Raw genomic sequence first — 14,628 nt, 5'->3', positions numbered from 1 at the left:
TGTGGCTTTTTTTACGCCGGGTTGTTTCTCCGCCGATGTTACTCAGGCGTGCGCAACCGGAGTGGGATGATGCCCTGCTTTACGCATCAGCATCACCAGATAGATAAACGATACACCCGCAATCATGATAAACAGTAGACTGTCTGAATAGCTTTGCATCAGCATCGCCGTCAACGTCGGGCCAAGCAGACTACCAATGGTGTAGCTCAACAGCAGAGCCTGATTCATGGCCACCAACTGGTGATGTTCCACTTTCTCACACGCCCAGGCCATTGCCACCGGATAAAGAGTAAAACCAGCAGTTCCCAACACAAACAGCGCCGGGGCCATCGCCGCATTACTCAGCATTCCCATACAACCGATGATTACGATAAACACCTGCACACGCAGTACAAGCAGTCGGCCAAAGCGATCGGCCAGACGACCAACAGGCCACTGCCCGATAATGCCTGAGCTCACCATCAGCGCCATCCAGAAACCGATACCGGAATCACTGATCCCCTGATGTGAAAGATAGAGCGGCATCAGGCCATACAACGAGCCGAGAATAATCCCGGAGATAATGCAACCATTTACCCCCAGGCGCGCCTGGCGAAGGCGCAGCATCGGCCATACTGAGGTCGCGGCTTGCTCCTCGCTCTGTTGATTAACAATACGGGTAAACAGCAGCGGCAGGATCGCTGCCAGTACCAGCCCTGTCATCAAAGGCAGCACGCTCATCAGATCCGTCGGCAATTTGCTGACAATCACCTGTCCCAGCACGGTGCCTACATAATAAACCATCATATAAGCCGCCAGCAGGCGGCCACGGTTACGGGAAGTGCCACTGCACATTAGCGCGCTTTCCACCACCACCCAAATCATTGCGCAGCCCACACCGGCGATGAAACGCCAAATCATCCAGCTCCAGAAGCCCACCATCAGCCCCAGCCCAACGCAGCCGGCAGCAAAAATCAGCGAAGCAATGTAATAGCTACGATTAAAACCCAGACGGCGGATAAGACGCCCGGTCAATAAGGTGCCGAGTAAATTACCGGTAAAATAAGACGAACCCACCATACCGACCTGCCAGGTGGGTAAGTTTTCATGGGCGAGCCAGAGCGGCACGAGCGTATTCAGCGTCGCGATCGCCAGCGTCAAAAGCATCAGGCCGCAGAGCAATAACAGCACCGGCCGGGTATAGGTGGACATGGATTCAAACCGTGAGGAAGTTCAGATTGCTTGCGCATCATGCCACTGGCAAAAGCAAAGTCAATCCACAGATTTAGCGAGCTGGCATGAATTGTGCGTTGTCGATTTGAAAAACTTATCCCGCATCGATTCGACGTACTTCAGGTAATATTCATCTGGTTGTTTTTATTGTACTAAGCCACAAAAGCAGTAAAGAGATCAGTAGAAAAATTTCATGGTAGAAAACAATACTTCACCCGACCGGAATGGAAGTAATTAACAGGTCTGCATAAATCATAGAAAAATGGGTTAATGGAGGATTACTCAGCAACAGGGCATAAAAAAAGCGCCAACAGGCGCTTTTCAGGAAACACTAAAGAAGCGATTAACCGATGAACTCAAGACCGTTCATATACGGACGCAGTACTTCAGGAACTTCGATACGACCATCGGCCTGCTGGTAGTTTTCCAGCACGGCAACCAGCGTACGGCCAACAGCCAGACCAGAACCGTTCAGCGTATGCACCAGACGGGTTTTCTTATCGGACTTGCTGCGGCAGCGTGCCTGCATGCGACGCGCCTGGAAATCCCAAACGTTAGAGCAGGAAGAGATTTCACGGTAAGTATTCTGCGCCGGAACCCATACTTCCAGATCGTAGGTTTTGCATGCGCCAAAGCCCATATCACCGGTGCAGAGCAGAATTTTGCGGTACGGCAGACCGAGCAGCTGCAAGACTTTCTCGGCATGACCGGTCATCTCTTCCAGCGCTTCCATTGACTCTTCCGGACGAACAATCTGCACCATTTCAACTTTGTCGAACTGGTGCATACGAATCAGGCCACGGGTATCACGACCATAAGACCCCGCTTCGGAACGGAAGCACGGCGTGTGAGCGGTCATTTTGATCGGCAGATCGTCTTCGTCGATGATCTCATCACGTACCAGGTTGGTCAGCGGCACTTCAGCCGTCGGGATCAACGCATAGTTGCTGCTGTCAGATTCTTCTTCCAGCGGACGCGTGTGGAACAGATCGCCAGCAAATTTCGGCAACTGACCGGTGCCATATAGCGTGTCATGGTTGACCAGATACGGTACGTAGTTTTCCGCGTAGCCATGTTGCTCGGTGTGCAGATCCAGCATGAACTGGGCCAGCGCGCGATGCATACGGGCGATTTGCCCTTTCATCACCACGAAACGGGAGCCGGTCAGTTTTACTGCGGCAGCAAAATCCAGCCCGCTGTGCATTTCACCCAGCGTAACATGATCGCGGATTTCAAAATCAAATTGACGCGGTGTACCCCAGCGACTGATTTCGACGTTATCGTTCTCATCGCGCCCTGTCGGGACACAGTCGTCAGGCAGGTTCGGGATAGTCAGCGCAATTTCGCGGATCTCAGCCAGCAGGGTTTCCAGCTCGGCTTTCGCTGCGTCAAGTTCTTCACCCAGTTTGTTCACTTCCAGGCGTAATGGCTCGATGTCTTCCCCGCGTGCTTTCGCCTGGCCAATGGATTTCGATCGTGAGTTACGCTCTGCTTGCAGGTTCTCAGTATTAACCTGCAAAACTTTACGACGCTCTTCGAGCGCGCGTAATTTATCTACATCCAGCTTAAAGCCCCGGCGTGCCAGTTTTTCAGCGACTGCGTCTGGCTCGGTACGCAGCAGATTGGGATCGAGCATGCTTTTCCTGTGCTTGTTGTATTGTAAAAAGAAGAAGTCGATCGCTGCCTGCGATCGATATAATGTACAGCGGTAACCTTACCGCAACGCCCGCACTAGCGATAGCGTTTTATAGGGCTTTTATGATCCTGTTCGGCTAGCCAGGCGAGCTTTTCGCCAATCTTGCCCTCAAGACCTCTGTTGGTGGGGTGATAATAGCGCGTTTGTGCTAATTCCTGCGGGAAATATTCCTCGCCAGCGGCGTAGGCATTGGGTTCGTCGTGTGCATAACGATACTCCTGGCCGTACCCCATCTCTTTCATCAATTTCGTTGGTGCATTACGCAGGTGCACAGGCACATCGAAATCCGGACGATCGCGTGCGTCTGCAAGTGCCGCTTTAAACGCCGTATACACCGCGTTACTCTTCGGCGCACAGGCCAGGTAGACAATTGCCTGTGCGATTGCACGCTCGCCTTCCGCCGGGCCAACGCGTGTAAAACAATCCCAGGCGGAAATGGCCACCTGCATGGCGCGCGGATCGGCATTGCCGACATCTTCTGAAGCAATCGCCAGACAGCGACGCGCCACGTACAACGGATCGCCTCCGGCAGTGATAATACGCGCATACCAGTAAAGTGCCGCATCCGGCGCGCTACCGCGTACCGATTTATGCAATGCTGAGATTAAATCGTAAAAACGGTCGCCTTTGTTATCAAAGCGCGCGCTACGTTCGCCAGCAATCTCGGTCAACAAGGTCGGTTTCAATACGCGTTTGCCGGCATCATCCAGCTCCGCCATGTCGGCCATCATCTCCAGCGTGTTGAGCGCGCGTCGCGCGTCGCCAGCAACCAGTTCAGCAATTACCCGTCGGGTTTCATCCGGCAGTACGATATCCTGACCGCCATAACCACGGGCTTTATCTTCCATCGCCTGCGTCAATACCTGCTCAATATCTTCCGTCGTGAGAGATTTCAGCAGATAAACGCGCGCACGGGAGAGCAACGCTGAATTGAGTTCAAAAGAGGGGTTTTCGGTTGTTGCGCCGATAAAAGTGATTGTGCCGTCTTCAATATGCGGCAGAAACGCGTCCTGCTGGCTTTTGTTAAAGCGGTGGACTTCGTCAACAAACAGAATGGTACGCCGCCCGGCATTGCGATTCTGCCGCGCGCGCTCAATGGCTTCCCGGATCTCTTTCACGCCAGACGTTACCGCAGAAATGCGTTCAACGTCCGCATTCGCATAACGGGCAATCACTTCCGCCAGCGTCGTTTTCCCCGTACCCGGCGGCCCCCAGAGGATCATCGAGTGCAGATGCCCTGCCTCAATGGCTCGCGGCAAAGGTTTGCCCGACGCCAGAAGGTGCTGCTGGCCTATGTACTGCGCTAAATTTTCTGGCCGCATACGGGCGGCCAGAGGTTGAAACGCATTGTCGGAGAAATCGAGCGACATATTGCTCATCCGCGCCTCTTACTTACGCTGATCGTCAACCGTTACGCCCTGCGGCGGGGTAAAGGTGAATTTTGTGGGATCGACCGCGCCATTTTGCTGTGATTTCAGTTGATAGCTGCTGCGCTGATCGTCTTGTTCAATTGCGCTGAACTGATGAATAGTGCCATCACGACCAACATTGATAGTGAATTGCTTCAGGTTACCGTTGTTACCTTTTGGCGTCAGAATAAAATCATCGCCCTTTTGCTCTATATTGTACTGCTGCCAGTCGCTGGCCTGATTACGGGCAATCAGCATAAACGGTGTATTGCCGGTGGCATCTTTCAGCCAGGTCGCAGTAGCCTGTTCAACAAACGGGTTGTAGAACCACAGGGTTTTCCCGTCAGAAACCAGCACGCTTTCGTCCGGCTGGGTCATATGCCAGTTGAACAGATTCGGGCGCTTAACCCACAAATCCCCCTGACCTTCCTGCACCGCAGCTCCGCTACCATCCGTCACTTTCTGAGTGAAGCTGGCATGGAAACTGCTGACTTTATCAAGACGGCTTTTCAGGTCGCTGGAAGCATCCGCCCATACGTTACTGGCCAGCAAACTGCCCATTAACGCACACGCCACGGCGATTTTTTTCATCGTTATTCCTCAAATACGTCACTCCCGACGCGGGAGAATACTTCTGTCACTCTAAGCACCGAATGCAAAGAGAGACAGAAGAAAAGACTGAATTTTTACTTATTTACCCAGCTTTGCAATCATTCGAACGGCGGTGGAGCCAGCACCTCACGGTTACCATTGTGCCCCTGCTCACTGACAATTCCCTGGGCTTCCATCTGCTCGATAATACGCGCCGCACGGTTATAGCCGATACGGAACTGGCGCTGAACACCGGAGATAGAGGCCTTGCGTTTTTCGGTCACGAAGTTAACGGCCTGATCAAATAACGGATCCAGCTCTTCACCACCGTCAAAACCTCCGCCTGCGCCACCTTCGCTTTCGCTTTCAGACGTAATGCCATCGACATATTGCGGACGACCACGCGCTTTCCAGTCCTGCACCACAGCATGCACTTCCTGGTCACGTACGAATGCCCCGTGGACACGCACCGGCGCAGACGTAGAGTTTGGACCGGAGTAGAGCATATCGCCCATCCCAAGCAGCGATTCCGCACCGCCCTGATCGAGGATGGTACGCGAATCAATCTTACTCGATACGGTAAATGCAATACGTGTTGGGATGTTCGCTTTAATCAGGCCTGTGATAACGTCGACCGACGGACGCTGGGTCGCCAGTACCAGATGAATACCTGCGGCACGCGCTTTCTGCGCCAGGCGCGCAATCAGCTCTTCCACTTTCTTGCCAACGGTCATCATCAGGTCAGCAAATTCGTCCACCATTACCACGATATACGGCAATTTTTCCAGCACCGGATGCTGAACGTCCATGCTGTCACCCGGTTTCCAGTACGGATCCGGGATCGGACGCCCCATACGTGCAGCTTCCGCAATTTTCTCGTTGTAACCCGCCAGATTTCGCACGCCAAGTGCCGACATCAGTTTGTAGCGACGTTCCATCTCGTTGACGCTCCAGCGCAACGCATTGGCGGCGTCTTTCATATCGGTAACCACTTCGGTCAGCAGATGCGGAATGCCTTCATACACCGAAAGTTCGAGCATTTTCGGGTCGATCATAATAAAGCGCACCTCTTCCGGTGTCGCTTTATACAGCATGCTGAGGATCATGGCGTTCACGCCCACCGATTTACCAGAGCCAGTCGTACCGGCAACCAACAGGTGCGGCATTTTCGCCAGATCGGCAATCACCGGATCGCCTGCGATATCTTTACCCAGCACCACGGTCAGCGGCGACGGACTTTCCCGGAATTTCACGCAGTCCAGCACTTCACGCAGATAGACGGTCTGACGTTTCTTGTTCGGTAATTCGAGGCCAACATACGGCTTGCCGGGAATTACTTCCACCACGCGCACGGCAACGGTGGAGAGCGAACGCGCCAGATCGCGGGACAAGTTGGAAATACGTGCGGCTTTCACCCCCGGCGCCAGATTCAGCTCAAAGCGGGTAATCACCGGCCCCGGCGAATAATTCACCACATCGGCTTTGATGCGGAAATCGGCCAACCGCGCTTCGACCAGGCGCGCCATTTGCTCAAGCGCGAAGGTATCAACGGGTTCAACTTCCGCTGGCGGCTGCGTCAACAGATCCAGTGATGGCAGCGGCGTAGTCGGTTTCTGCACTGGTCGGCTATCGCCATTACGCATCAACAACGGATGGATCAGGCTCTCTTGCGGCTGTGGCGCAGCCTGATGCTGTTGCGGCATAGTGGGCTGCTGAGCCGTCTGCGGAGTTTGCGGCTGATAGTGCGGCTGTGCTGGCTGCTGGTATTGCGGCGGCGTCGGTTGTTGATAATGATGCGGCTGCTGTACTGGCGGCTCCGGCTCTGACATCACGCCAGGCGTGAACAGCGGTTCGTGCGGCCCATCATCAACCAGCGTTTTCATCGGCGAAAACGCAAAATCTTCAGGCATAAACGCTTGTGCGCCTGCCGGTTGGCCTTCCGAATAGCGCTGTTGCTGAGAGGCTGCGAACTGACGGGCCAGCTCAGCTTCTTCCACTTCTTCGTCGCTCATTGCGGGGTGCTGCGGATGGAACTGTGGCGCCTCGTGCTGAAATTCATTTCCATAGCGATCTTGCTGTGTAGCAGCAAACTGGCGAGCCAGTTCGTTCTGCTGCAACATATCGGCTTCGTCGTCATCATGCTGATGCACTTCTTCCTCGCGGGCGCGCTCTTCGGCCATACGCTGGGAAGGCAATTTGATACCGTAAGACGCCAGCTCGCGGCGCGTCGGAACACGAACGCGGTTCGGGCGCGGCAACTGCGGACCTATCCCTTCTTTAACCTGCGGACGCGGTGCGCCACCAGCAGCCAGGCTAAAGACCGGCGCTGCGGCTGCCGCTGCAGCGGTGACATGGCCCGTAGCTTGTTGTATGCCAGCCGCGACAGGAGCAACGGATGGATCAACCGCTGCGGCCGATGGCGCAGAGAAAACAGCAGGTTTTGCTGCGGGTTCATCAACAGCAGGCTCCGGGATTGGCTGATACCAGGCGGCAAGTTGTTCACGCTCACGCGCACGCTTCTCTTCCACTTCTTCAAAGTAGTAAAGCGGCGGACGAGTCTGTTTTACTTCTTCAATGACCGGTTCAGGTTCAGGCGTGATTATCGGTTCCGGAGCCGGTGCGATTTGCGGTTCGCTTTGCCATGGCAACGGCTCCTGCGCCTGCTGAGCATAAACCTCTTCTTCCGGCGGCAGTGGCGTTACCGGCGCATCCGGCATCCACTCCGCTTCTGCGACAGGTTGCTGCCACTCAGGAAGTTCATGCTGAGGAGAATGATACGGGGCCTCCTGAGCAGCTTCGACATACTGCTCTGGCTGATAAGGGGCTTGCGGTGGTACCTGAGTTGCTGGTGCCTGCGCATACGGCCATTCAATATCTTGCTGCATTGCGGGGACGTAAGGTTCAGCAGGTGCTGCATACGCCTGCACAGCGGCGGTTGTCGCTGCTGCGGCTGCCACTACCGGCTCAGTGACACTGTGCCCGTTCAGCAGTGGATCGTACTCCTGCTCAGCTTCCGTAGCACGATGCCCGGAGAACAGGACGTCGTCAGCATCCGCCGGCACACCGCGCGCGCTGTATGCGATCTCATCTTCCTCATCGTCCATCCGCTTACCGGAGAACAACGCTTCGTCTGTTTTACGCCCCATCGGGTTGGCGAATTTTTCAGCCACGCGCTTACGGCGAGCCAGCGCTCCACGAAGAATACGAGCACGACGCGACTCACGCGGTTTTTCCTCTTCATACTCTTCATCGTCTTCGTACTCGTCATCATCAACCCAGGTGTCATCGCGACGGGTACGATTACTGGCAAAGGTCAGAATATTAAGGATGACACTGCCGATTTTCTCGGCAATGGTAACCCACGACCAGCCGGTAAATAGGGTCAACCCGGCGGCCCAAATGCAGAGCAGCGCGAGCGTACCACCGCTGCTGCGCAGCAGAGGTTGCAGCGTAGTACTCAGCAGGCTGCCAATCACCCCGCCGGAGGCGAAATACCAGATATCATCGGCATTAATCGCTGCCAGACCGCAGGAGGTCAGGATCAATGCCAGCGCACCAATCATGCGCAACGATACGGCAAAGTAATCGATATAATCTTCACTGGCGCGGTGACGGTAAGCAAACCAGCAGCCGCCAATGATGATCACCGGAATGGTGTAGGCCATAACGCCAAAAATAAAAAACAGCGTATCGGCAAGCCATGCGCCGGGCACACCGCCCAGATTATGGATAGGTTCATGCCAGGCCGTTTGCGACCAGCTAGGGTCAGACGGGTTAAAACTTAAGAGCGCGGCCATCAACCAGACGGCAGAAAGTGAAACGAGGATCAGCAACGCCTCCAGGAGTCGGCGCCCGCTGCTAAGCTTGGTCAGTGTGACTTCTTTGTCTTCGGTGTATTCCTGGCTCAAGACAGGCTCTCCAGGTCCTTGATGCTAAAACGGACAACAGCGCCGGGTCTCCCCGGCACTGTTGCTGTATGGATTAACAGGAGTGTAATCAAAAAACAGCGATTGTGCACCTGTTCCGTATTAGCGCGTCTTAATTACCAGACGATTGCTCTGTTTAACTTCTTCCATCACCACATATGTGCGGGTGTCGTTCACGCCCGGCAGACGCAGCAGGGTTTCCCCTAACAGTTTGCGGTAAGCCGACATATCCGGTACACGCGTCTTCAACAGGTAGTCGAAGTCGCCTGAAACCAGATGACACTCTTGAATTTCTTCAAGTTTTTGCACAGCGGAGTTGAATTGTTCAAACACATCGGGCGCGCCACGATTCAGAGTAATCTCAACAAATACCAGAAGTGATGCATCCAGATAATGCGGATTTAGCAGCGCGGTATAGCCCTGAATAAATCCTTGTCTTTCCAGCCTGCGCACACGCTCAAGGCACGGCGTCGGGGAAAGCCCCACTCGTTTAGAAAGCTCGACGTTGGAAATACGCCCATCTTTTTGCAGTTCGTTCAGAATATTACGATCAATGCGGTCGAGATCTTTGCCTGGGCGCTTCTTGCTATCTACCATTATTATTGTCTCTCTGTATTCCTTCCCTACTCCTGTCTTGACCCTGTGCACTTCACTGTTCAGAGTCTTTGCCCGTCGCGTTACGGCATTGCGGAGGCAATATTAAGAAGACCGTTGCCAAAGGCAGCTATCGATATCACGAATGGCGTCTGTCCACACCATGCGTAGATTTCACTAGCCCGGTAAAAAATGGCATTTACGTGCGTAAGTTTGCATCACGCGCGAAACACTGCTTTTCTCTTCCTTTGATGTTTTCGCAAATGCGCAGGGGATTGTCAAAGCAAAACATCTTTTTTTAGTACAACATGCCAGATATTCATCAACACCACTCGCTAATCCTCACTTTATCACCTTATAACAGGCCGATTTTCAGTAGAAATTATTATATTTCAGCCCCAAATCCCTCCACGTCATCGGTCATTTCTATTACACATATCGTTAACAAAACTGGCGCGCCCTTTTTTTACGACGCTAAATTCCCTACAATTCAGCTCAATGTCTGCCAAACAACAATGAGGATCTCATGGGTACGGCCAAACACAGTAAGCTGCTCATCCTTGGTTCAGGCCCTGCCGGTTATACCGCCGCGGTCTATGCTGCGCGCGCAAACCTGCAGCCAGTGCTGATTACCGGGATGGAAAAAGGCGGCCAGCTCACCACCACCACTGAAGTGGAAAACTGGCCGGGCGACCCGCACGATCTGACCGGGCCACTGCTGATGGAACGCATGCATGAGCATGCCACCAAATTTGATACTGAAATCATTTTTGATCACATCAATAGCGTTGATTTGCAAAACCGTCCTTTCCGTCTGACTGGCGATAGCGGCGAATATACTTGCGATGCGCTTATCATCGCGACTGGCGCATCTGCACGTTACCTGGGGCTGGCTTCGGAAGAAGCGTTTAAAGGCCGCGGCGTTTCCGCCTGCGCAACCTGCGACGGTTTCTTTTACCGCAATCAGAAAGTGGCGGTAATCGGCGGCGGTAATACTGCCGTTGAAGAAGCGCTATATCTGGCAAATATCGCCTCTGAAGTACATCTGATCCATCGTCGCGACACTTTCCGTGCGGAAAAAATCCTGATTAAACGTCTGATGGATAAAGTAGAGAGCGGCAATATTGTGCTGCACACTCATCGCACGCTGGAAGAAGTCACCGGCGATCAGATGGGCGTCACGGGTCTGCGTCTGCGTGATACGCAAAATGCAGACAACGTGGAGTCACTGGACGTTGCGGGGCTGTTTGTGGCTATCGGCCACAGCCCGAACACCGGCATCTTCGAAGGTCAACTGGCGCTGGAAAATGGCTACATCAAGGTGCAGTCCGGTATTCACGGTAACGCCACGCAAACCAGCATTCCGGGAGTCTTTGCCGCCGGTGATGTTATGGATCATATCTACCGTCAGGCGATCACTTCTGCGGGCACGGGCTGTATGGCGGCTCTGGATGCGGAACGCTATCTCGACGGTCTGGCTGAACGTAAATAATCTTTACAAGTCAGTAACAAAGGTAAAAAAGGCGACTATAAGTCGCCTTTATTTTTGCCCCGATGTAACATTGCGCAAGCTAAAAATTCCGATAACTTCACCTGCTAAGCGCGCAATGAATAAAACCCGTCAACAAGAACTCACTCGCTGGTTGAAACAGCAAAGCATTATTTCCCGCCGCTGGTTAATGCTTTCCCGCCTTCTCGGCGTGGTCAGCGGCGCACTGATTGTGGCGCAGGCCTGGATACTGGCGCGCATCCTCAATCATTTGATTATGGAAAATATTCCTCGTGAAGCGTTACTGCTACCCTTCACCTTACTGGTGCTGATCTTTATCCTGCGTAGTTGGGTTGTCTGGCTGCGCGAACGGGTGGGATTTCATGCCGGAGCGCATATTCGTTTTGAAATCCGCCGACAAGTGCTGGAGCGCCTGCATCAAGCGGGTCCGGCCTGGATCCAGGGTAAACCCGCCGGGAGCTGGGCGACGCTGGTACTTGAACAAATTGACGATATGCACGATTTCTATGCCCGCTATTTACCACAGATGGCCCTTGCGGCCAGCGTGCCGCTGTTAATCGTTCTCACTTTATTCCCCATTAATTGGGCTGCCGCGCTTATTTTGCTCGGCACAGCGCCCCTTATCCCGTTGTTTATGGCGATGGTTGGAATGGGCGCCGCCGATGCTAATCGCCGTAACTTTAAAGCGCTGGCGCGTTTGAGCGGTCATTTTCTTGATCGCCTGCGCGGTATGGAAACGCTGCGTATTTTTGGTCGCGGCGAAGCGGAAACCGAGAGTATCCGTCGCGCCTCTCAGGATTTCCGCAGCAGGACCATGGAAGTGTTGCGTCTGGCCTTCTTATCTTCCGGCGTGCTGGAGTTTTTCGCTTCGCTATCGATTGCGCTGGTCGCGGTCTACTTCGGCTTCTCTTATCTTGGCGAGCTGAATTTTGGTCATTACGGCACCGGCGTTACACTGTTCGCCGGTTTCCTTGCTCTGGTGCTGGCGCCGGAGTTTTTCCAGCCGCTACGCGATCTGGGTACCTTCTATCATGCCAAGGCGCAAGCTATCGGTGCCGCCGACAGCCTAAAAACGTTCATGGAAGCACCGCTGGCACATCCACAACGCGGTGAAACCCGGTTAGCAAGCGATGAGCCTGTCACACTCACCGCACACAATCTGATAATAAAGTCTGCCGAAGGCGCAAAACTCGCCGGGCCACTCAACTTCACCCTTGCCGCCGGACAACGTGTGGTAGTGGTAGGTAAAAGCGGTTCTGGTAAAAGCTCGCTGATTAATGTTCTCTCCGGTTTCTTGCCCTATGAGGGCTCGCTGCGCGTAAATGGTATTGAGCTGAGCGCGCTTGATCCGGATAGCTGGCACGAAGCGATAAGCTGGGTGGGGCAAAACCCACAACTTCCGGCTACCACATTACGGGAAAACGTTCTGCTGGCGCGGCCAAATGCCAGCGCTGCTGAACTGCAAGCGGCACTGGATAAAGCCTGGGTCAGCGAATTTTTACCTCTGTTGCCGGAAGGGCTGGAAACGCAGCCTGGCGACCAGGCCGTACGCCTCTCTGTTGGTCAGGCACAACGTGTCGCCGTAGCCCGCGCGCTGCTTTCGCCGTGCAAATTACTGCTGCTGGATGAGCCTTCTGCCAGCCTGGATGCCCATAGCGAGCAACGGGTTATGCAGGCGTTGACTGAGGCTTCCCACCAGCAAACCACGCTGATGGTTACCCACCAGCTGGAAAATCTGAACGAATGGGATGCCATTTGGGTGATGCAGGATGGCGAGATCATTGAGCAAGGCAGCTATGCTGAACTTTCAACGGCGCAGGGAACGTTTGCCGACCTTCTCGCCCACCGCCAGGAGGAGATTTAAATGCGTGCTTTGTTGCCTTACCTCGCGCTGTATAAACGCCACAAATGGATGTTGCTGCTGGGCGTGATCCTCGCGATTGTCACCCTGCTGGCCAGTATCGGGCTGTTAACGCTCTCCGGGTGGTTCCTGTCGGCCTCGGCGGTCGTTGGCGTGGCCGGACTTTACAGTTTTAACTATATGCTGCCTGCTGCCGGGGTTCGTGGCGCTGCGATTACCCGTACCGCCGGGCGTTATTTTGAGCGTCTGGTCAGCCATGAAGCCACTTTCCGCGTACTGGAACATTTACGCGTCGCCACTTTCAGCAAACTGTTACCCCTCTCCCCTGCCGGGCTGGCGCGTTTTCGCCAGGGGGAATTGCTGAACCGGGTGGTGGCCGATGTCGATACACTCGACCATCTTTATTTGCGCGTCATCTCTCCGCTGGTCGGCGCACTGGTGGTCATCATTGTGGTGATGGTCGGTTTAAGCGTGCTGGATGTCTCTCTGGCGCTGATGCTCGGCGGCATTATGCTGGCGACGCTGCTTATATTACCGCCACTCTTTTACCGGGCGGGCAAACCAACTGGCGAGAGCCTGACCGCTCTGCGCGGCCAGTATCGTCAGCAATTGACCAGTTGGTTGCAAGGCCAGGCGGAGCTGACCATTTTTGGCGCCAGCCAGCGCTACCGTGAACAACTGGAGAACACAGAGTTAAACTGGCACGACGCCCAGCGCCGTCAGTCCGATCTGAGTGCCATTTCGCAGGCGCTGATGTTGCTGATTAGCGGGGCAGCGGTCATCGTCATGCTATGGTTTGCTTCCGGCGATGTTGGCGGCAATACCCAGCCAGGCGCATTAATCGCGCTGTTCGTTTTCTGTGCGCTGGCGGCGTTTGAAGCGTTGGCGCCGGTTACTGGCGCTTTCCAGCACCTTGGCCAGGTGATCGCTTCCGCTACCCGCATTACGCAAATCACCGACTGTCCGCCTGATGTGACTTTCCCGCAATCCAGCATGCCTGTACCAGCGCGTGTTGCGGTGCAATTTACGGATCTGGCTTTTAGCTATCCCGGGCAGCCACAGCGTGCGCTGGAGAATATCGCATTGTCGATAGCCGCGGGTGAACATGTCGCCATTCTGGGCCGTACCGGCTGCGGCAAATCAACGCTGCTACAATTGCTTACGCGCGCCTGGGATCCGCAGCAAGGCGAAATTCGGCTGAACGATCGGCCGCTGAGCGATGTGGACGAAGCGACGCTGCGTTCGCTCATCAGCATGGTGCCACAGCGCGTACATCTGTTTAGCGCTACGCTGCGTGATAACTTGCTGCTTGCGGCGCCGCAGGCCAGTGATGAAACGTTGAGCGCGATGCTGACGCGTGTCGGGCTGGAAAAGCTGCTCGCTGATGGCGGTCTGAACGCGTGGTTAGGTGAAGGTGGTCGCCAGCTTTCTGGCGGCGAATTGCGCCGCCTGGCAATTGCCCGCGCGCTGTTGCATGACGCTCCACTGGTCTTACTGGACGAACCAACCGAAGGGCTGGACGCTGAAACAGAGAGCCAGGTTCTTGAATTACTTCGTGAAGTAATGAAAGACAAAACGCTGTTAATGGTCACGCACCGTCTGCGCGGCCTGGCGTTTTTTGATCGCATAATTGTGATGGACAACGGACAAATAATTGAGCAAGGTAATCACGCAGCGTTAATGGCGAAACAGGGGCGGTATTACCAGTTTAAGCAGCGTCTGTAGTTGATATTCGTCATTTTGCCGCTTCTGCCGCAGCGCGATTAAAGTGAAATGGCAAAATGACGATATTAAAAGGGGTCCCTTGTCGCGTTGTGGAGCGTTGTTGT

9 protein-coding genes are annotated in these 14,628 nt (G+C 54.4%); 3 read left to right on the top strand and 6 right to left on the bottom strand.

Features of this window, described 5'->3' with window-relative positions; translation table 11 throughout:
• Positions 1–42: 42 nt before the first annotated feature.
• The 6 genes from C0557_RS08035 to lrp all read right to left on the bottom strand — a co-directional run bounded on the left by C0557_RS08035 (position 43) and on the right by lrp (position 9,431).
• Positions 43–1,191 carry an MFS transporter gene (locus C0557_RS08035; RefSeq protein WP_208658087.1) on the bottom strand — a complete coding sequence of 383 codons (1,149 nt, stop codon included), beginning with the start codon at positions 1,189–1,191 and terminating at the stop codon, positions 43–45.
• 364 nt (positions 1,192–1,555) lie between these two features.
• Entirely contained in the window at positions 1,556–2,848 is a 1,293-nt protein-coding gene (gene serS / locus C0557_RS08030) for a serine--tRNA ligase (RefSeq protein WP_043954052.1), read from the bottom strand.
• Positions 2,849–2,943: 95 nt separating this feature from the next.
• Positions 2,944–4,287 (bottom strand): replication-associated recombination protein A, encoded by a 1,344-nt coding sequence (gene rarA, locus C0557_RS08025; protein WP_208658086.1) that lies wholly within the window; start codon positions 4,285–4,287, stop codon positions 2,944–2,946.
• A 9-nt stretch (positions 4,288–4,296) separates the two neighbouring features.
• The gene (lolA, locus tag C0557_RS08020; RefSeq protein WP_208658085.1) at positions 4,297–4,908 is read right to left on the bottom strand and encodes an outer membrane lipoprotein chaperone LolA; all 612 of its coding nucleotides are present in this window, start codon (positions 4,906–4,908) and stop codon (positions 4,297–4,299) included.
• 119 nt (positions 4,909–5,027) lie between these two features.
• Entirely contained in the window at positions 5,028–8,816 is a 3,789-nt protein-coding gene (locus tag C0557_RS08015) for a DNA translocase FtsK 4TM domain-containing protein (protein ID WP_208658084.1), read from the bottom strand.
• Positions 8,817–8,936: 120 nt separating this feature from the next.
• Entirely contained in the window at positions 8,937–9,431 is a 495-nt protein-coding gene (lrp, locus tag C0557_RS08010) for a leucine-responsive transcriptional regulator Lrp (RefSeq protein WP_002439523.1), read from the bottom strand.
• A gap of 523 nt (positions 9,432–9,954) precedes the next feature.
• Here lrp and trxB point away from each other — a divergent pair.
• The 3 genes from trxB (at position 9,955) to cydC (ending at position 14,524) form a co-directional block, all read left to right on the top strand.
• Positions 9,955–10,920, top strand: a complete 966-nt coding sequence (trxB, locus tag C0557_RS08005) for a thioredoxin-disulfide reductase (protein ID WP_074775596.1) — start codon at positions 9,955–9,957, stop codon at positions 10,918–10,920.
• Positions 10,921–11,035: 115 nt separating this feature from the next.
• Positions 11,036–12,802, top strand: a complete 1,767-nt coding sequence (gene cydD / locus C0557_RS08000) for a cysteine/glutathione ABC transporter permease/ATP-binding protein CydD (RefSeq protein ID WP_208658083.1) — start codon at positions 11,036–11,038, stop codon at positions 12,800–12,802.
• Complete coding sequence (gene cydC, locus C0557_RS07995) at positions 12,803–14,524, top strand: cysteine/glutathione ABC transporter ATP-binding protein/permease CydC (protein WP_208658082.1); 1,722 nt, start codon at positions 12,803–12,805, stop codon at positions 14,522–14,524. It abuts the gene before it with no gap.
• The last annotated feature ends 104 nt before the right edge of the window (positions 14,525–14,628 follow it).

The organism is Kosakonia sp. MUSA4 (genome assembly GCF_013085925.1).
In the GTDB taxonomy this organism is placed as follows: domain Bacteria; phylum Pseudomonadota; class Gammaproteobacteria; order Enterobacterales; family Enterobacteriaceae; genus Kosakonia; species Kosakonia sacchari_B.
The sequence above is the reverse complement of the archived record's forward strand: the minus strand, read 5'-3'. Positions and strand labels throughout refer to the sequence as shown.